The 20082-nt window shown below is 36.7% G+C and carries 16 protein-coding genes and 3 pseudogenes; 7 read left to right on the forward strand and 12 right to left on the reverse strand.

The annotated features are described in order from the left end of the window. Nucleotides 1-17 precede the first annotated feature (17 nt). The 11 genes and pseudogenes from bamA to ubiE form a co-directional block, all read right to left on the reverse strand. Nucleotides 18-2558, reverse strand: a complete 2541-nt coding sequence (gene bamA, locus N824_RS21760; protein WP_048907230.1) for an outer membrane protein assembly factor BamA — start codon at nucleotides 2556-2558, stop codon at nucleotides 18-20. Nucleotides 2559-2621: 63 nt separating this feature from the next. Continuing rightward, nucleotides 2622-3362, reverse strand: coding sequence for an isoprenyl transferase (locus tag N824_RS21765; RefSeq protein ID WP_048907231.1), 741 nt, complete (start codon nucleotides 3360-3362; stop codon nucleotides 2622-2624). Between the two features lie 19 nt (nucleotides 3363-3381). Next, nucleotides 3382-4203, reverse strand: a pseudogene (locus N824_RS38755) (DUF6089 family protein). A 1-nt stretch (nucleotide 4204) separates the two neighbouring features. After that, on the reverse strand, nucleotides 4205-4699 hold the full coding sequence (locus N824_RS38760) for a hypothetical protein (protein ID WP_373419293.1): 495 nt from the start codon (nucleotides 4697-4699) through the stop codon (nucleotides 4205-4207). Further along, a pseudogene (locus N824_RS38765) lies at nucleotides 4696-5088 on the reverse strand (NAD(+)/NADH kinase). Before N824_RS38765 ends, N824_RS38760 begins: the two are co-directional and overlap by 4 nt. Nucleotides 5089-5133: 45 nt before the next feature. Beyond that, a complete protein-coding gene (locus N824_RS38770) occupies nucleotides 5134-5796 on the reverse strand; it encodes a CBS domain-containing protein (protein WP_048907233.1) in 663 nt (220 codons plus the stop codon). After that, entirely contained in the window at nucleotides 5796-6560 is a 765-nt protein-coding gene (locus N824_RS38775; RefSeq protein ID WP_048907234.1) for an alpha/beta fold hydrolase, read from the reverse strand. The genes N824_RS38770 and N824_RS38775 overlap by 1 nt, the downstream gene beginning before the upstream one ends. Nucleotides 6561-6670: 110 nt before the next feature. Beyond that, nucleotides 6671-7117, reverse strand: coding sequence for a GatB/YqeY domain-containing protein (locus N824_RS38780; protein WP_048907235.1), 447 nt, complete (start codon nucleotides 7115-7117; stop codon nucleotides 6671-6673). A 19-nt stretch (nucleotides 7118-7136) separates the two neighbouring features. After that, nucleotides 7137-7895: an SDR family NAD(P)-dependent oxidoreductase gene (locus tag N824_RS38785; RefSeq protein WP_048907236.1), complete on the reverse strand. Its 759-nt coding sequence runs from the start codon at nucleotides 7893-7895 to the stop codon at nucleotides 7137-7139. Between the two features lie 51 nt (nucleotides 7896-7946). Next, the gene (locus N824_RS38790) at nucleotides 7947-8678 is read right to left on the reverse strand and encodes an outer membrane beta-barrel protein (RefSeq protein WP_048907237.1); all 732 of its coding nucleotides are present in this window, start codon (nucleotides 8676-8678) and stop codon (nucleotides 7947-7949) included. Further along, the gene (gene ubiE, locus N824_RS38795; RefSeq protein WP_048907238.1) at nucleotides 8675-9406 is read right to left on the reverse strand and encodes a bifunctional demethylmenaquinone methyltransferase/2-methoxy-6-polyprenyl-1,4-benzoquinol methylase UbiE; all 732 of its coding nucleotides are present in this window, start codon (nucleotides 9404-9406) and stop codon (nucleotides 8675-8677) included. The genes N824_RS38790 and ubiE overlap by 4 nt, the downstream gene beginning before the upstream one ends. 52 nt (nucleotides 9407-9458) lie before the next feature. Here ubiE and yihA point away from each other — a divergent pair, with 52 nt between their 5' ends. The 4 genes and pseudogenes from yihA (at nucleotide 9459) to N824_RS38815 (ending at nucleotide 14693) form a co-directional block, all read left to right on the forward strand. Beyond that, complete coding sequence (yihA, locus tag N824_RS38800) at nucleotides 9459-10088, forward strand: ribosome biogenesis GTP-binding protein YihA/YsxC (RefSeq protein WP_048907239.1); 630 nt, start codon at nucleotides 9459-9461, stop codon at nucleotides 10086-10088. A gap of 9 nt (nucleotides 10089-10097) precedes the next feature. Next, nucleotides 10098-10964 (forward strand): UbiA-like polyprenyltransferase, encoded by an 867-nt coding sequence (locus N824_RS38805; RefSeq protein WP_048907240.1) that lies wholly within the window; start codon nucleotides 10098-10100, stop codon nucleotides 10962-10964. 2 nt (nucleotides 10965-10966) lie between these two features. After that, nucleotides 10967-12682, forward strand: a complete 1716-nt coding sequence (locus tag N824_RS38810; RefSeq protein WP_048907241.1) for a M3 family oligoendopeptidase — start codon at nucleotides 10967-10969, stop codon at nucleotides 12680-12682. Nucleotides 12683-12737: 55 nt separating this feature from the next. After that, nucleotides 12738-14693 (forward strand): annotated as a pseudogene (locus tag N824_RS38815) (amino acid permease). Between the two features lie 272 nt (nucleotides 14694-14965). On the opposite strand, the gene N824_RS38820 reads toward N824_RS38815, so the two are convergent. Next, a complete protein-coding gene (locus N824_RS38820) occupies nucleotides 14966-16918 on the reverse strand; it encodes a KUP/HAK/KT family potassium transporter (protein ID WP_048907243.1) in 1953 nt (650 codons plus the stop codon). Nucleotides 16919-17130: 212 nt separating this feature from the next. On the opposite strand from N824_RS38820, the gene N824_RS38825 reads away from it, so the two are divergent. The 3 genes from N824_RS38825 (at nucleotide 17131) to N824_RS38835 (ending at nucleotide 20081) form a co-directional block, all read left to right on the forward strand. Next, entirely contained in the window at nucleotides 17131-17652 is a 522-nt protein-coding gene (locus N824_RS38825) for a T9SS type A sorting domain-containing protein (RefSeq protein ID WP_235207236.1), read from the forward strand. Between the two features lie 90 nt (nucleotides 17653-17742). Beyond that, nucleotides 17743-18354 carry a fumarylacetoacetate hydrolase family protein gene (locus tag N824_RS38830; protein ID WP_048907244.1) on the forward strand — a complete coding sequence of 204 codons (612 nt, stop codon included), beginning with the start codon at nucleotides 17743-17745 and terminating at the stop codon, nucleotides 18352-18354. A gap of 5 nt (nucleotides 18355-18359) precedes the next feature. Further along, nucleotides 18360-20081: a M23 family metallopeptidase gene (locus tag N824_RS38835; RefSeq protein WP_048907245.1), complete on the forward strand. Its 1722-nt coding sequence runs from the start codon at nucleotides 18360-18362 to the stop codon at nucleotides 20079-20081. Nucleotide 20082: the final 1 nt, after the last annotated feature.

Below are 20082 nucleotides of genomic sequence, written 5' to 3' on the forward strand. Positions count from 1 at the left end.
CTAAAAGCATTAATTAATTAAAGTCCTCCCAATTGTTGTGCAATACTGAAAGTGAAGTTTTGTTTTCCACCATCAACAATTCCTGGAATTTTATCAAAGGCATGCCCATAATCAATTCCCAACATTCCAAATATCGGTAAAAATATTCTAGCACCAACACCTGCAGTCCTTCTAATGTTAAAAGGATTAAAATCTCCAAACTTGTTCCAGGTATTACCACCCTCGGCAAATGCTACAATAAATGCAGTTGCTTGCTGACTTGCAATTACTGGATATCTTAATTCCATAACATATTTGGTAAATATAGGACTTCCTGAATTTTGCGCAATAGTTGCGTCAGATCCTTGTGGAATTACTGCATTATTTGCATATCCACGCATTTTAATTACTTCTGAACCTTGTAAGAAATCAAATCCCTGCATACCATCACCCCCTAATTTAAAACGTTCAAATGCCGATTCTCCAACTGCCGAGTTATAGGTTCCTAAGAATCCAAACTGAGCTTGTGCCATCACAACAAATTTGCCGGCCAATCTTTGGAACCACTGAGACTCAAACTTCCATTTGTGATACTCTGTAAACTTATAACGTTGTTTATCAGATGCTGTTGCATAATTAATGTTATTCAAAAGAGAGTAAGGAGGCGTTGCCTGGATAGTGAACTTAAAGTAAGAACCCTCTGTTGGGAAAATCTGATGATTTCTTGAGTCCCTGCTTAGCTCCTGAGTTAAGTTAAGGTTGTAAGAAGTTCCTGTACTGAACAAATACCCTGGATAGTTATTTAAGATATATTGTTGAACATTAATAGCATGTGTTAGCTGGAAATAGTTATCAGGGAAATTCAATCTTCTACCCAAACTAACAGTCACCCCATTTAAACGAATCTTTTGGAACCTGCTATCAGCAGCTTTCAAGCCATTTGATTGTAATGATGTAAATGCACTTACGCCAAAACTGATCGGTTTCTTACCACCAAGCCAAGGCTCAGAGAAAGAGAAGCTGTAAGATTGATAATACTTACCGTTCGTTTGTCCACGAAGACTTAATTTCTGACCATCACCTTTAGGCAAAGGTTTATAAGCATCCAGATTAAATATGTTTTTTAATGAGAAGTTGTTAAAGGTAAGGCCTAATGTTCCAATGATGTTACCTCCACCAAAACCACCAGACAATTCGATCTGATCAGAAGGTTTTTCTTCAACCGCATATTCGATATCTACTGTACCATCAGCCGGATTCGGTTTAGGAGTTGGAACCGTTTTAGATTCATCAAAGTTACCAAGTTGTCCGATCTCACGAACAGTACGGATCAATAAATCCTTTGAGAATTTTTCTCCTGGCTTTGTACGAATCTCCCTTAATACTACCCTGTCATTTGTTATGGTATTTCCTTTTAAGGTAATACGATTATTGGTATACTGAGGTCCTTCATAAATACGCATTTCCACATCTACAGTATCACCATGAATTTTGGTCTGCACAGGATCAACGTTGAAAGTCAAATAACCATCATTAAGATAAATACTTGAAACATCGTCTCCATTTGCACTACCTCTTAATTTCTTTTCAAGCTTTTCTTCACTAAACACCTCTCCTTTTTCAATACCAAAGGTCTTTTCCAGGATCTCAGTTGTATACTTAGCATTGCCTGCCCAGGTAATATCACCAAAGTAATATTTAGGACCTTCATACACATCTATATTGATACCAATTGCTTTATCACTATACTGGAAAATGCTATCTTTAAGGATAACCGCATCACGATAACCTTTATCCTGCATCTTGGCAATAAGTGTTACTTTATCTTCATCGTATTTTTCCTTGTTGAATTTTCCGGAGCCAAATACTTTATAGAATGCCTGTTGCTTAGTTTTCTTTAAAAACTTACGCAGTTTAGCAGATGAAAAATCCTTATTTCCGGTAAAGTTTATCTCATGAACCTTTACTTTTCGGCCCTTATCAACAAACACCTGCAGAATCATCCCATTCTCCAAACTTGGATCAGGTTTTGTTTTATACTCTACAGTAGTAAAGAAGTAGCCTTTACCTAAAAGGAACTTCTTTATTGTCGCAGTTGTTGAATTGTATAAATTATCATTGATAATAGATTTCCCGCTTTTCTCATTTAACTTCTCCATGATGTCAGTCTTTTGCGACTTACTCACGCCATTAATTTCAAATGAACTTAAACGCGGTCGTTCAACCACCTCAATGTCAAAGTAAACAGTATCCTCTACAATTTTAGCAATATCTAACTGCACATCATCAAATAAGCCTTGAGCCCATAAGGTCTTAATTGCATTGGCTGTTGCCTCCCCTGGCAATACAATACGTTCTCCCTTTATCAATTTAGATAAAGTAATGATTACATCCTTGTCAATGAAATGAGTTCCGGTAAGGGTAGTACCTCCAATGATGTACTCTTTTGGATTAAAATAATCCAAATCCAGGCCCTTAACTTTAAGGGTAGGTGGTGCAGTATTGGACGGTCGGGTAATCTGTGCCATTGTTGGTAAACCAATCAATAACAATAATATGAGTTGATATATTCTTTTCATTTACAATCTAAAAATCGATGCTAAGTTAATTTAAACACATGTTAAAAAGTGTTAAAAGTAAAATTAGTTCAATTGTTCACTAATTTTACCAAAGCGGCGTTCGCGTTTTTGATAGTCTACAATAGCCTCAAAAAGGTCTTCTCGCCTGAAGTCGGGCCATAGTGTTTCAGTAAAATAAAGTTCTGTATAGGCCATTTGCCATAACAGGAAATTACTGACTCTATGCTCGCCGCTTGTTCTGATCATGAGTTCAGGATCAGGGATGTTTACTGTTGTTAACTCAGCTGCAAAATTTTCTTCATTAATGTCTTCAATATTTAATTTCTGGTCTTTAACCTTCTGTGCCAGTTTCTTAGCGGCATCAATAATCTCCCATTTAGCACTATAGCTTAATGCCAATGTTAAAGTACAGCGGGTATTTTTTGCGGTCTTTTCCATAGCACTATGTAAGTCATCAATACATTTTTGGGGTAACGACGCAATGTCACCAATTGCATTTAACCGGATGTTATTTTTGTTAAGAGTAGCTGTTTCCTGATTGATTGTTGATATCAACAGCTCCATCAAGGCATTTACTTCTTCAATAGGTCTGTTCCAGTTTTCTGTCGAAAAGGCGTAAACAGTTAAATATTTTATTCCTATATCAGCGCAACCCTCTACAATATCTTTTACAGACAGCACACCACTTTCATGACCGAAGTGTCTGAATTTACCCTGATTTTTTGCCCACCGCCCATTTCCATCCATGATGATGGCAATGTGCTCTGGTAAGCGTGTTACGTCGATTTGTTCTTTAAATCCCATTAATTTCCTGCAAATATGCCTAAAATGTATAACATTTTTGGGACACAAAGGTATAAGATATGCCAATACCTACAAACATATATGTATCTCTTTTTCTAAAATCTCCTCTTTGAGTGTATTGAAAATCAGTAGAACTAGGATTTGAAGGGTTTGAAAGTAGTTTACTTATTGCTCCATTTGGTTCGTTATTCCAATGTGCTATGTTTGGATATAATCCACTAACATCATCAAKWKNAATMASKAWMYRMNTGKWNCWATAASYRAWCTRSYTWMANAASCCNNCMAATYYTMSTTCWAYTKNAYTTTYAMTMNCTAMSMYMKRASNAATMSTYMNTNCMTAWTWCCTGTAAGATCCATTTTGTCCTTCTGTATGATAATCTCTCAAATTATATTTTTTATTTTCCAATCCTGGTACATCTGAGTATCGGGCGGTAGGATTATACAATACTCCTCCTATTCCTGTAAAAATATATGGCGAGAATCTTTTTGTGCCTCCTCCCGCAAAGTATTCAAAAAAATTGAAGTCCACCTGCAGGCTCACCTCATTTAATGCAGTGCTAAAATTAAGACCCCTATTTCTGAAATGCTGATTATCAGATTTTGTATCATCTGCCTTTATCTTTCCATATGTATAATGAAGCCCGACAGCCCAATATGGATCTATATTTACTTTAACAAAAGCTCCGGCAGAGATACCACTTACATTTAGCGGTTTGTTTTGATTTAAATCGCCTAAATAGCCTGCTCCACCAGCAACTGCACCCACCTCAAAAACCTGGGCTTTTGCACTGATTCCACAAAGAAACATTGCAAGAAAATAAACAAGTTGTTTCTTATCCATTCTAATAATTCCGCGTATCTATGCCCCAAAGCAATTTATTTCTTAAAGTTGTTAAGTAGGTTTCGTTATTAAGCCTGATTAAATTTACATGAAAGCTGGCCTTATTCAGTATTATTTTGACAGACTTGTCCACTGTTTCTGTTCTTGAATCGCAGGAAACTAAAAATTTGGAGCTTCTTGCCTCAATTTCAAAAGTTAACGACACATCGTCAGGAATAATCACTGGCCTTACATTCAAATTATGAGGCGCAATTGGCGTAATAACAAAATTTTGTGAACTTGGGTAAATAATCGGGCCACCGCAGCTCAACGAATAAGCTGTGGAACCAGTTGGTGTAGCAATAATTAACCCATCTGCCCAATATGAGTTAACGAACTCATTGTTCATATAAGCGTGAATAATCATCATGGCTGAGTTATCTCTTCTATGAATCGTAATGTCATTCAGGGCAAAGTTTTCATCACCAAACAATCCATGCTTAGAAGTTAAACTCAACAAACTCCTTTTATCCAAGGTAAATTCCCGGTTGTGCAGTGCCTCAAAGGCKYTCTTYNNATYTYAKCTTNATTAATACTTGCAAGAAAACCCAAGCGTCCAAAATTAATCCCTATTACAGGAATTCCTGAGTCGCGGATTAATGATAAAGTATCCAGCAAAGTTCCATCGCCGCCTAAGCTCAATAATACATCTGTTTCTCCCAGAAGATCGTCGTGACAGGTAAAAACCTGCATATTCGCTGGCAATTTGATTTTATCTTTTACAAAATCAAGGTATTTATCGTAAACCAGAATTGGGCTTTTATAACTATCGAGAACATTAAATACTTCCTGCACATAAGGCAATACACTATTATTGAACTCTCTACCGTAAATTGCAATCTTCATTAATGTATTTTCATTTTGCGGTTATGGAATCTGTATAAACCCTGGTTATACATTTAAATAATTCATAAATGAATTAAATCTATCTTCAGTACCATTGTCTGATATGGTACTATTAAATACTGCCTTTACCTGGTAATCGTAGCGTTCAAAAGAAGCTATTATTCCTGAAAGATCAGTTTTATTAATTTTCAAAGTGACTTCTAATCTGGTAGAATCTGGAAAGGATTGCACGTACGATGAGAGGATCTGCGCATTATCTGCTTCAACAATCTGCGCCATATGCGACAATGAATTGTTCCTATTACTTATTTCCAAAACAATTATGCCCCCGTATTCCTTTACCGCAAAGATATTTGAGGTGTACTCTAAAAGACTGTTTATTGATATCAGGCCCAAATAATTTTTTTTATAATCCAATACCGGAACTACGGATAAGTGTAACTGATTAAACAACCTTATAATGTCATAAACATGAACATCTTCAAATACAAATGGATTTAAGATGGAAAGTGATAAACTACCGATAGGTTGTTCAACATCTCTAACTTCAATTAATTCTTCCTCAGCAACCAATCCAAGAAACTGAGTTTCGTTAACAATAGGTAAGTGGTATAATTTGAACTCAGCCATTCTATCCAAAGCTTTCTGAACCGAGTCAGACGTCTTTAGTGGTGGTATTGAATTAGATATGAGTTCAGATGCAAACATTATTTAAGTAAAATTCTATTTAAAAATTTATCCAGATAATCATTAAAAACCTGTGGCCGTTCCATCATTGGTGCATGGCCACATAAATCTACCCAATTCAATTCTGAATTCGGCAAAAGTTGATGAAATTCTTCTGCAACTTCTGGTGGTGTTACTTTATCTTGCTTACCCCAGATTAAAGAAACGGGTATGGTTATACGAGAAAGATCTTTAGACATGTTATGGCGAATAGCAGATTTTGCCAATGCCAGAATTCTAATTACTCTTGAACGATCGTTAACACTTTTATACACTTCATCAACCAGATCCTTTGTTGCAGTTGCCGGATCGTAGAAAGTAAATTCTACTTTTTCCTTAATGTAATCATAACTCTCTCTTCTTGGGAATGAGCCTCCAAAAGCATTTTCATATAATCCAGAGCTACCGGTTAATACAAGAGCCTTTACATGTTCCTGATGAGAAACTGTAAACACAAGACCAACATGGCCACCAAGTGAATTTCCTATCAAAACAACCTGCCCTAGTTTTTTGAATTTTATAAATCTGTGAATGTATTTAGATAAACTTTTTACCCCGAGTGTGAGTATCGGGAGCTCATAAATGGGCAAAATTGGAACGATAACGTGATAATTTTCTTTAAAATGATCGATCACATCCTCCCAATTGCTTAGTTCGCCCATCAAACCATGAAGTAATACCAGGGTCTCACCTTTTCCAGCTTCTATATATTTAAACCCATCTTCTTCTATTACTTCGTATCTCATATTGAATATTTTGTAAGGTATGCTACTAAGTTAGTAGACTAAAATTAAATTAATGTAATTTTAAAACATTATTTTAAGAAAAAGGCTTAATGTGCTTAATGCAACACAATTTATGCCAATTGTGTTTTTACAATCTCAGCAATTAATTTACCATCTGCTTTACCTGCCAATTCCCTATTAGCTAGCCCCATTATCTTACCCATTTCCTTTACCGAATTTGCACCCGAGTCTTTAATAATTTGTGAGATCACCGCTTCAACTTCAGCTCGGTCTAATTGTTTAGGCATGAAATTGCTAATTACCTCAATTTCTTCTTCCTCTATAGTACTCAGATCTTCTCTGCCTTGTTGTTTATAAATGTCTGCCGACTCCTTACGTTGTTTAATTAATCTTTGTAAAATCTTAAGTTCTGCTTCTTCGGTAATTTCCTCTGATGATCCCTTTTCAGTTTTCGCCAATAACAAAGCTGCCTTTATTGCTCTCAAACCTCTAAGCCTTGCCTGGTCTTTCGCAAGCATTGCCTGTTTTATTTCCTGATCTATTGTATTAGCTATCATATGATTTTCTGTTAGTATTCTATTTTCTATTAATTATTGTACCTGTTGCCTGTGCAGTTGGCATTATCAACATATCATTTATATTTACATGGGCAGGTCTGCTTACTACAAACCATATTGCTTCAGCAATATCATTTGCAACAAGGGGTTCCAATCCATCATAAACTTTTTTTGCTCTACCCTCATCTCCTTTAAACCGAACCTTAGAGAATTCCGTTTCAACCATTCCGGGATTTATAGCGGTAACTTTTATGCCATGGGGCAATAAGTCAATCCTCATACTTTTATTTAAAGCATCAACTGCATGCTTAGTGGCACAATATACATTTCCATTAGGATAAACTTCCTTACCAGCAATAGATCCAATATTTATGATATGACCAGATTTTCGACCAATCATCCAGTTAGAAACTATGCGTGTAGTATATAGCAAACCTTTAACATTCGTATCAATCATAGTGTCCCAATCATCAATATTACCTTTATCTATAGGATCAAGCCCCTGACTTAAGCCGGCATTATTAATTAAAACATCTACTTTCTTCCATTGTTGTGGTAAAGTTTCTAAACGATAAGACAAATCTTCATTATCCCTTACATCTGCAACTATCTTTTTAACTTCAACGGCATATTTATCTTCCAGATGTTTAGATACCTCTGTTAAAAGTTGTTCTCTTCTGCCTAGTAAAACTAAGTTGTAACCCTGAGCCGCAAACAAATGCGCACAAGCAGCCCCAATACCTGAAGTTGCTCCTGTAATTAATGCAATTTTTGACATCCCTGATTTTATTGATTATTAAGCAAAGCTATAATTTTTTTAACAGTAGCATTACTCAAAAAATAAACTGAATGTCACATGACGCAGCATTAATTTATCAATTGGATAAGAATAGCGATTAGGTTCATCCTTTAAAACACTATTGAAGGAGTAGGATAACTTAATCTCTGGAGACATTTTAAAATATTCGAAATATAGGTCAAAACCCAATCCGGCTTCATACGAGAGATAGTTGCGCACATTATTCAGCATCTTTTCTCCCGGGTCAGTTATATTCGCATTATTTGTCTTTTTCTTTGATGAAATATCCATTGAATATTTAGCCCCTCCGATCATGTAAGCTCTAAAATTATTCCTCCTATCTGATTTCAGCTTTATCCCCAGTGGAAACTCTACCAATGTTGAAGATATTTTCCGTTCAACATTATCCTTAAGTTCGTCATGGTGATATGTTAGTATCCTATCATTAAATACCAATATTGGTGTAAATCGTAGATCAGCATTTTCGATCAGCCTTTTATTTACAACAAAGCCAATTCCGAAACCAGGAGAAGATTCTGATGATATCCCTGTTAACCCAGGACCTACCAAGCCAGGTTCCATATCGTTATTATAAGGTTCTCTCCAGTCCGGTCTCTTTAAAATCTTATACTCTGATGAAAGGTACTGAAATGTAAATCCGAAATGGAGATTGGAATCATCTACCCCACCTCCCCAATTTTGGGCTCTGGCCGACACACATGCAAATAAGCATAAAATAAGTAAGCCTGATTTCATTTTCATTTGGTCCCGGTATAAATTGCACTTATACCAAACGTAAGGCGCCTGTCCTTGGTGTTTGTAAAACCAACCTTATTCATTAAACGGGTAAACTCCTCGCCATCCGGAAATGCGGCTACAGATTCCGGCAAATAGCAGTAAGCTCTGTTATCTTTAGAAAACATTTTACCAAGCATTGGCGTAACATGTTTAAAGTAAAAATTATATCCCTGTTTAATCGGAAATTTTCTAGGTTTGGAAAACTCAAGTATCACAATTTTACCACCTGGTTTTAAAACCCTGTACATATCTGCAAGTCCTTTCTCCAGATTTTCGTAATTCCTTACACCAAAAGCTACCGTTATTGCATCAAAATGATCATCACTAAAATTTAATCCTTCCGAATCTCCCGTCTGAACAGAAAAAACATGCTGTAAATTTCTATCCAGAATTTTCTTACGCGCTACATCAAGCATGCCTTCAGAAATATCTACTCCAATAATTTTCTCAGGTGCTAAAATTTTTATTGCCTCAAAGGCAAAGTCACCTGTACCAGTTGCCACATCAAGAATGATGCGTGGTTTGATAGATTTCAATTCCCTTATTGCCTTTTTACGCCATATAATATCAATACCTAAGGACATAAAATGATTTAAAAAATCATAAGTTCCTGATATATTATTAAACATGCTGGCAACTTGTTCCTTCTTTGTTGCCGTTTCAGATTGGTATGGTGTGATGTTTTCGTTCATGGTACGCAGCAAAGATAAGTATTGTTGAAAACTAATTTTCTACCTTTGTCAAATGATTATAAAATCAGCAACATTTATTTGTAGTAATACAAAGGTTTCAGCACTGCCTGTAGCCAACATGCCTGAGTATGCATTTATTGGGCGTTCAAACGTGGGGAAATCCTCGTTAATCAACATGCTTGTTAATCAGCATGGATTGGCAAAAACCTCACAAAGGCCAGGTAAAACTCAATTAATAAACCATTTCCTGATTAATGAAAAGTGGTATATCGTCGATTTACCTGGTTATGGCTACGCCAAAGTATCCAAAAGCAGTCGCGAGAATTGGGAAAAATTCATACGAAATTACATCACGAAGCGTGAGAGCTTACAATGTGTTTTTGTATTGATCGATAGCAGGCTTGAACCACAAAAAATAGACCTTGAATTTTGCTGCTGGATGGGAGAGATTCAAATTCCTTTTGCACTTGTGTTTACCAAAGCAGATAAACAAAGTGCAGTAAAGACCGATCAGAATGTTTCAGCATTTAAAAAAGCACTAAAAGGATGGTTTGAAGAAATCCCTCCGTACTTTGTAACTTCTGCAGAGAAAAGCACTGGTAGAGATCAGGTTTTGGATTTTATCGACCAGGTTAACCTGGATTTTGTAATGCCCATTTTAACCCCTAAAGAAGATTTTTAATAAAAGTTAATGAAAAAGTATTTTTCACTGGTATTATTTGCCCACTCTATTTTTGCTTTGCCTTTTGCACTGATAGGCTTTTTTCTTGGGGTAACTACGACCCCAAATCCATTTAACTGGCTATTGTTGGCATTGGTATTACTGTGCATGGTTTTTGCTCGAAATGCCGCCATGGCCTTTAATAGGTATCTCGACAGAAACATAGATGCAAAAAATCCCCGCACTCAAATGAGGGACATCCCTGCAGGCAAAATATCTGCCAACGAAGCCTTAATATTTGTAATTATTAACTGCGTTCTTTTTATTACCACTACTGCCTTTATTAACGGCCTTTGTTTTTATCTTTCGCCTGTGGCCCTCTTTGTAGTACTATTTTACAGTTACACAAAAAGATTTACGGCATTGTGCCATATGGTACTCGGCCTGGGGCTTTCCCTTGCTCCCATTGGCGCCTACATTGCAGTAACCGGAGCATTCAACATCGTTCCTGTTCTTTATTCGTTTGCAGTGTTGTTCTGGGTTAGTGGATTCGATATCATATATGCTTTACAGGATGAAGATTTTGACAGAAATGAACAACTACATTCTATCCCAGCAACAATGGGAATCAAAAATGCCTTGAAACTTTCGGTAGTATTGCATGTTTTTTCTGCACTTTGCGTAATCCTGCCAGTAATGTTTACTACATTCAGCTGGGTTTATTATGTAGGTGTGGCATTCTTTTGCTTTATGCTAACTTATCAGCACTTACTTGTAAAACCTAACGACATCAGTAAAGTAAATAAAGCATTCGCCACGACAAATGGATTTGCTTCAGTAATATTTGCCATTTGCTTTTTAGTTGACGCCTTCTTAAGAACCAATTTTAATTTCTAACTATGATTAACCTTACCATACCTAAAAAGAAAAGAATCTATATCCCTCAAAATCTGGAAATGAAATGGGACAATCTTGAACCCATACTTAATGAGCTATTGGCTCGTCCGATAGATAATGTAAGTGATTTAGAACAATGGTTAAAGGACAAAAGCGAATTAGAGGCTGCTCTTGAAGAGGATTTTGCATGGCGATATATTAAAATGAGCTGTGATACTGCCAATGAAACCTTAGTAAAAGATTTTCAATATTTTGCTACCGAAATTGAACCTAAGATTTCGCCAATAGCAAATCAGCTTAACCAGAAATTTAACGATAGTCCATTTATTGATGAACTGGACCATGATAAATATTTTGTCTACATCAGAGCAATAAGAAAAGCTTTAGAGATTTACCGAGAAGAAAATGTAGAACTGTTAACTAAACTTCAGGTAACTCAGCAAAAGTATCAGGCCATTACCGGAGCAATGAGCGTAATGATCAACGACAAAGAATATACATTGGAACAAGCAGCGAACTTTGTTAAAGATACAGATAGAAGTGTAAGACAACAGGCATGGGAAACCATACAACAACGTCGCCTGGTAAATAAAGATGAGTTAAACATTTTGTTTGATGAGCTGATTGTTATGCGACATCAGGTAGCAGTAAATGCTGGTTTCGAGAACTACCGCGATTATATGTTCCAGGCGCTTGGCCGTTTTGATTATACGCCTCAGGATTGTTACCATTTTCATGAGGCCATAGAAAAGGAAATTGTTCCCATTCTAACGGAACAGGCAGAAAAAAGAGCTGAGCTGCTTGGAATTGATGAATTAAAGCCATGGGACATGGAGGTAAGTACCACTGGAAAACCAGCTTTAAAGCCATTTAAAAATGGAAAAGAGTTGATTGATAAAAGTATTGACTGCTTTAATGCCATTAACCCTAAATTAGGCCAGATGCTTTCTATTATGAAGGCTAACAACCTTTTTGATGTAGAAAGCAGAAAAGGAAAAGCACCGGGTGGTTATAACTATCCTCTTGCAGAAACAGGCGCACCTTTTATTTTCATGAACTCCGCCAATTCACTAAGAGACCTAACTACTATGGTTCATGAAGGCGGCCATGCTATACATACATTCCTTACTGCAAATCTGGAATTAAATGACTTTAAACATTGTCCTTCAGAAGTTGCAGAACTTGCTTCAATGAGCATGGAGCTTATTTCAATGGACAACTGGGGCATCTATTTTGATAACGAAGAGGATCTCATCAGGGCAAAAAAAGAACAGCTTGCGGATGTACTAAAAACCTTACCATGGGTTGCTGTTATAGATCAGTTCCAACATTGGATTTATACCAATTCAGGTCATAATGCAGCTGATCGGGAGGAAGCCTTTAAACAAATATATACCCGTTTTGGTAGCGGATTTGCTAACTGGGATGGCTTGGAACAAGAGTTTGGCAATGTTTGGCAAAAACAACTGCATCTTTTTGAAGTCCCCTTTTATTATATTGAATATGCTATTGCACAATTAGGAGCAATAGCGATCTGGAAAAATTACAAAGAAAATCCTGAACAAGCATTGGAACAATACCTTGCAGCACTATCGTTAGGCTATACTAAACCCATCAATGAAATTTACGAAACTGCAGGAATTAAATTTGATTTCAGCCTAAACTATATTGAGGAGCTGGCATCATTTGTAAAAGATGAATTGCATAAATTAGGCTAAGTTTACAACATAATATCTAAGTTTGAATATCAAAACCGAACCTAACCACTAATGTATGTTTGAAAAACTTTTCAGAAAAAAGTCAATAGCCAAAATATTGGAAGATGCAGAGAAAGGCTATGGTGATCACGGAGCCTCGCTCCATAAAACACTTGGTGTAAGGGATTTAACGGCTTTCGGTATCGCCGCTATAATTGGGGCAGGTATTTTCAGTACAATTGGCAAAGCCAGTGCTGATGGTGGTCCTGCAGTAATATTCCTTTTTATATTTACTGCCATCGCTTGTAGTTTTGCTGCCTTTGCATATGCAGAATTTGCCTCAATGGTCCCTGTATCCGGAAGTGCATATACCTATTCATATGTTGCGTTTGGTGAACTGGTAGCCTGGATCATTGGATGGTCGCTCATTATGGAATATGCTATTGGAAATATAACTGTAGCAATATCCTGGTCCGATTATTTTACAGGACTCCTCTCCTCGATACGAATACCTGCATTTGGCATAACTGGCATTCACTTGCCAGATTGGACCACAATGGACTATCTGACCGCATATAATGGTCACGCACATGCAGAAGCGCTTGTTAACGCAGGAAAAAACTACGCAAATCTGGATGAAGCAACAAGAATAGCAAACAATGCCTGGATAACAGCCCCACAAATTGGAGACTTTCATCTTGTAGCAGACTTACCCGCTCTTGGCATTATCATTTTCATTACCTGGCTGGTATATAGAGGCATGAAAGAGTCTAGAAATGCAAGTAACGCAATGGTTATTGTAAAACTAGCTGTTATATTACTAGTACTTGCAGTAGGTGTTTTTTATGTTGACACTGCCAATTGGGATCCCTTTGCTCCCAATGGAGTATCAGGAGTATTAAAGGGAGTTTCAGCTGTTTTTTTTGCATACATAGGCTTTGATGCCATTTCTACCACTGCTGAAGAATGCAGAAACCCACAAAGAGACTTACCAAGGGGAATGATGTGGGCAATTATCATTTGTACAATTCTATATGTGGCAATTGCACTTGTGCTTACAGGAATCGTTAACTTCAAACTACTTGCAGTTGGCGACCCGCTGGCATTTGTTTTTGATCAAATCGATTTGAAGCTAATGAGTGGAATAATAGCCGTAAGTGCGGTGTTTGCTATGGCAAGTGTGCTTTTAGTATTTCAAATGGGTCAGCCAAGAATATGGATGAGCATGAGCCGGGACGGCCTGCTCCCAAAATCATTTTCAAAGATCCACCCTAAATACCACACTCCATCTTTTGCTACTATCGTAGTGGGTTTTGTGGTGGCGATTCCTTCACTTTTCATGAACCTTACCATTGTAACAGACCTTTGTTCTATTGGGACGTTGTTTGCGTTTGTGCTCGTCTGTGCGGGAGTTCTAGTTTTACAAAACAAGCCGGATATTCAAAGGGGAAAATTTAGAATTCCATATATGAATTCTAAATTTATTGTTCCTCTTTTATTCATAGGTACATTATTTTTTGGTTTTAGCTTCTACAAAAAGGAAACTACGGCGTTTATTTTCAATACCCCAAGAATATATGATCCTGTAAGTTTTATTACCGCTTTAAATGAAAATGAGCTTGGTATCGTTAAAAAAGAAATAGCAATAGCTCAAACTAAAGCTAACCTTATTGAAAAGAACACAGATTCAGAAGCATATTTAAATCAGTTATCCTCAGAACAGTATGAGCATTTCATAAACAATTCAGAACTAGCACAAGAAAAGAAATATGAAAGTGGATGGAAACTCTTTAAACATAAAATCCCTATGTGGATTTTCTTTTTCATCTGCCTCGTAATTATTTATTACTGCATTACTAAAAATCTTTCTCTTATCCCTGTTTTGGGCCTAATAAGCTGTCTCTATATGATGTGTGAATTGGGCATATCTAATTGGATAGGATTTGGGATCTGGTTGATCGTTGGTTTATTTGTTTATTWMMTRYWYRKNCTKTWMKSABAGCAACTCAGACTTAAAGAAAACAACATATAACTAAAAAAGGCGGCAAGCGCCGCCTTTTTTAGTACCCCTACTTTCTTAAACTGTAGAAAATATTGCCCAACGACACAATATTTTCAAAATAAAAAAATATTTATTAAAAATAATTCCACAATTTGAGAATATATCTCTACATTTATAATTGTAAAAAACAAATGGTATTCAAGGACTTGATTACCATTTAAATTGCCCTCCTAATTATCCCTATAATTGTCTGGTTGGAAGGCCGACAATAGAGGCTCCTCCCCGGAGCCTTTTTTATGCGATTAAACCGGAAGTCTGTTAAGTTCTATATCGTCAGGAGTCACAAATATTAATGGAACCTTCTCTACATCCACGTAACTTGAATCGAGACCAAAGCTTCGCTCTTCCGATAAGCTCAAACGCTTCAAGACAAAGTAATAATCCATTATTGAGCGTTCATAGAAACTCAGTTTAGAAAACTTCGATAAATGCTTTTCTAACAGTACAAATCTAAAGTCGCCAGCAATTTTATGTTTATTTAAAGACGTATATTGACTTGTAATATCAACTTCACCATTTTTCACCAGATCTTCAATCACTTTCCTGTATAAAAGATTAACTCTTTGTTCAACCCTAAATCCAAGCTTAAAATCAATACGGATAAGTTTTCCCGGAATCAGAAATTCCACTTTATAATCTCGGGTAAATGGTTCATCAACAACATCCACATGCACAAGCCAATAAATATCAGCTCGCTTAGGTTCCTTCTGTATAATAGAGTAAATGATCTTTGATTCTATTTCTGTTTTAAAATTGGCACTGGTAAGGTATACCAACTGGGAAGAATATTTTGGAACCGAGATATCACTGCTTAGCTCACTTATTATTTCAAAATAATCCTCAATTTCAACGTATTTAACAAAGCGGTTTTTTATCTTCCTGGCAACATACCAACTCCACATTACAGTAAACAAAGCAGATCCAATTAACACCGTTACCCAACCTCCATGGAAAAACTTCGCCATATTTCCGATCAGGAAGGTAAGTTCCAGTAAAATATAAACTGCTAAAAAAGTTCCAATTACATATATCGGGACCTTTTTACGTTTCATATAAGCAGCAATCAATATCGTCGTAGACAGAAAGGTTAGATTTATAGCTAAACCATAAGCCCCTTCCATTGCTCCTGAACTTCTAAATATCAATACAATCCCAATACATCCCGCCCAAAGAATCCAATTTATAGAAGGAACATAAATCTGTCCCTTTTGATTACTTGGATAATTGATTCTAACTTTTGGCCAAAGGTTTAACCTTACTGCTTCAGATATTAGCGTAAAAGAGCCGGTAATCATAGCCTGACTGGCAATTACGGCCGCGCAAGTTGCAAGTGCCACCATAAACAACAGGTATTCGGATGGCACTATTTCAAAGAAGGGATTCAAAGTAGCATTGTAATTACCATGCTGCAGCACCCAAACACCTTGTCCAAGGTAATTAAGAATTAATGTTGTTTTTACAAAAACCCAGCTAACCCTAATGTTCTTTCTTCCGCAATGTCCCATGTCCGAATACAATGCTTCGGCCCCTGTAGTACATAGAAATACCCCGCCTAATATTAATAAAGCCATAGGATTATTCACTAACAGCTCATAAGCATAATATGGATTTAGCGCTCTTAAAATACTAAAGTCTTGCACTACATAAAGAAGACCTAATAATCCCAGCGTACTAAACCACAGGAACATAACCGGACCAAATAGTTTCCCTACCAAATCAGTACCGAATTGCTGTATTACAAACAATGCCGTAATGATAGCCAGAACTATAGGAATCACCGAAACAGTAGGAAATTTCAATTGCAAACCCTCAACAGCAGAGGTAACGGTTATACTTGGCGTAATGATACCATCTGCCAGCAAAGCACAACCTCCAATGATCGCAGGAAGAACAAGCCACTTTGCATTTTTACGAACAAGGGAGTATAAAGAAAAAATACCACCCTCACCCTTATTGTCTGCTTTTAATGTAACAACAACATACTTAACAGTAGTTTGAAGTGTTAAAGTCCATATGATACAAGACAAGGCCCCAAGCACAAGATTTACATCAACATTTTGCCCCCCATTAACCACAGAATTAAAAATGGCTTTTAAGGTATAGAGAGGAGAAGTTCCAATATCACCGTATACGATCCCTAAACTTACAAGTAAACCTCCTGCGGTGAGCGCGCTTAAATTCTTTTGACTCGACACTTATCTTATTTTGTTTTGGTGGGTGAAATTACAGTAATTCTTATCTATATGTATTGCATTCGGGCTTTTTTTTTACCCCAACATGTGGTATTTACGCCACAACTTTAGGCACTCCAAACGTTAATACTTGTTAAATATTGTTAAATATTTTTTTATTGAACAAAATGATTGATTTTTTTGTTTTATTATTTATATTTTTGGCAATACCAAACATGAGCAAGAAACACAGAATAGCGCTTCTCTTTCATATCTCCTGCATAATTTGCATGGGTGTCTTTAGTAGCGTTAATGTTTTTGCACAAAAGTCTGACAGTACAATAAACGCTGCCAGGGCAAAAAGAATTAACAAAACACCACAAATCAAGGTCAACATACCAACATATAAGCCTAAATACAACTTAGGATTTATACAATATAATGATGTGATCTCTAATGCAAAAGTTGTTCCAACCACTCAAACTAAACAAGATAAAATCCTTACTGTTTTAAAAGTTTATCCTAATCCTGTTGATGATCAGGTAAACTTGATGCTAAGACTTGATCGTGAATCAAACCTTTCTGTCAAAATTATGGATTTGCTGGGCAATGAAGTTGTAACGCTTTCAAATGAGCGTATTTCCTCAGGAGAACAAACCAAAAGCTATACTATCCCTAATCGTTTAAACCCTGGCATCTATTTTCTAAAAATAGTTGCAGGCTCTGAAACAGTAGTAAAACGCATTTCAGTTTTATAGTCAACATTTAATCAATCTTCTTAATTGTTTCATCTGCTCAGAATGCATAATTTAGCAGCAGGTTAGTGCTATTCACAAAACATCGTACAAATGAAGGTAATCGCTATAGGTCGTAACTACGCCGCACACATTAAAGAGCTAAACAACCCAACTCCGGAAAATCCGGTTATATTTCTAAAACCTGATACCGCATTATTAAAAGACAACAAACCTTTTTACATCCCAGAATTTTCTTCAGACATACACTATGAACTCGAAGTAGTTTTAAAAATCTGCAAAGAAGGCAAGCATATTTCTGAAAAGTTCGCTCCAAATTATTATGAAGAAATGGGTCTCGGCATAGATTTTACTGCGCGCGATATCCAGACGCTACATAAAGAAAAAGGGTTGCCATGGGAGTTAGCTAAAGCTTTCGACAATTCTGCTGTCATCAGCACTTTTGTTCCCAAAACCCAATTCATCAACATATATAATCTAGACTTCGAGCTAAAGATTAACAATGAGAACAGACAAATTGGGAATACTAAAAATATGCTCTTCCCGTTTGAAAGAATAATTGCCTTTGTATCTAAATACATAACTTTAAAAAAAGGCGATCTTATTTTTACCGGTACACCCGAAGGTGTTGGCAAGGTTCTGCCAGGTGATAAATTGGAGGCCTGGCTGGCGGGCCAGCAACTACTTAATTTCGATATAAAATAGCATTAATGATTAAACTGAACTTAACACTAATACTTATTGTTCTTTCCGTAATGTATTCAAAAGGGCAACAAGTGTTCAGCGGCAACAAATACCCACTTGTAGATTTCAGGGCTCCACTAGACATTACACCACCTGCTCTAGCCGGTTCATTTGGAGAATTAAGGGCTAACCACTTTCATTCTGGCATGGACTACCGAACCAATCAACGAGAGGGCTATCCGGTATACGCCATTGCGGATGGCTACATCTCCAGGCTTCGGGTACAGAATAGCGGCTTCGGTCTTGCCCTCTACATTAATCATCCAAATGGTTACACTTCTGTTTATGGTCACCTTCAGCGCTTTAGCCCTAAAATAGCACAACAAGTAAAAACCATTCAATATCAAAAGAGAAGTTATGAAGTCGATTCGTTTCCTAGCTCACTGCTTATACCAGTTCACAAGGGAGATGTTATTGCTTATTCTGGCAATACCGGGAGCTCTGGAGGTCCTCACCTTCACTTTGAGATCAGAGATACTAAAACAGAAGCTACAATTAATCCGCAGCTATTTGGACTAGAAATACCAGACAATATACCTCCTGTACTTTATTCCATGTATGTTTATCGTTTAAATAAAAAACCATTTAACGAATTTACGCCTAAACAATACTTTCAGATTAGTGGGGGCCCTGGCAATTACCACCTTAACAAGGTAAACACAATCAATTTAAGTGGCGAGGTGGGCTTTGGTATTGTTGCTACCGATAAACACAATGGTGCTTCAGGAACAAATGGTGTTTATTCTATTCAGCTAGAGATTGACGGTAAACCTGTTTACACCTCGGCCCTTGAAAAATTCCAGTTCGAAAATAGCAGGGGTATCAATTCGCATATAGATTACCCAACATTTATTAATACTAAAAGAAATATTCAGAAAAGTTTTGTTGATCCGGGTAATCCTTTAAATATCTACAGCAACTTGGTAAACAGTGGCCGAATAGAATTTACTGACGGCAAGCTGCATCAGGTAAAGTATATTATATCGGATGCTGCGGGCAATAAAAGTATTCTGTCATTTAATGTGCAGGCTGATGAAAAAGCTATAATAGACAGCCCAGAGCCCGTGGCAGGTACTCATTACTCATATGCTACAATCAATGAGTTTAACAATCCAGATGTAAAGGTAATCCTTCCAAAGGGCACACTCTATAATGATCTTAACTTCATATACAAGACCTTACCAAAACCGGCAACAAACGCATTCTCTAATATACATCAGATCCATAACCCTTTAACTCCATTGCATTTGGGATTTGAAATATGGATTAAAGCAGACAGTTCGATTAACAAGTACAAAGAAAAGGCCCTTATCGTTAGTGCTTCAAGATCATCACAAGGTGGATATTATGAAAATGGATATGTAAAAGCCAAACCACGCACTTTTGGAAGTTTCCTTGTAGCCATAGACACTATACCACCAAACATAATCCCCGTCAATGTATCGGATGGAAAAAGCATGATTGGAATAAGTAAAATGTTATTCAAAATCAGAGATAACCTATCCGGGATTAAGAGCTTTAACGGTTATATTGACGGAAGATGGATATTAATGGAGTTTGACACAAAAACAGCCTCTCTATGGCATACATTTGATGACAATACGCCTCCTGGCAAACATACACTGGAGATTATTGTTTCAGATATGAAAGACAACATCAAGAATTATTCAATTTCTTTTTATAAATAGC

Source organism: Pedobacter sp. V48, from assembly GCF_000523515.1.
Taxonomy (GTDB): domain Bacteria; phylum Bacteroidota; class Bacteroidia; order Sphingobacteriales; family Sphingobacteriaceae; genus Pedobacter.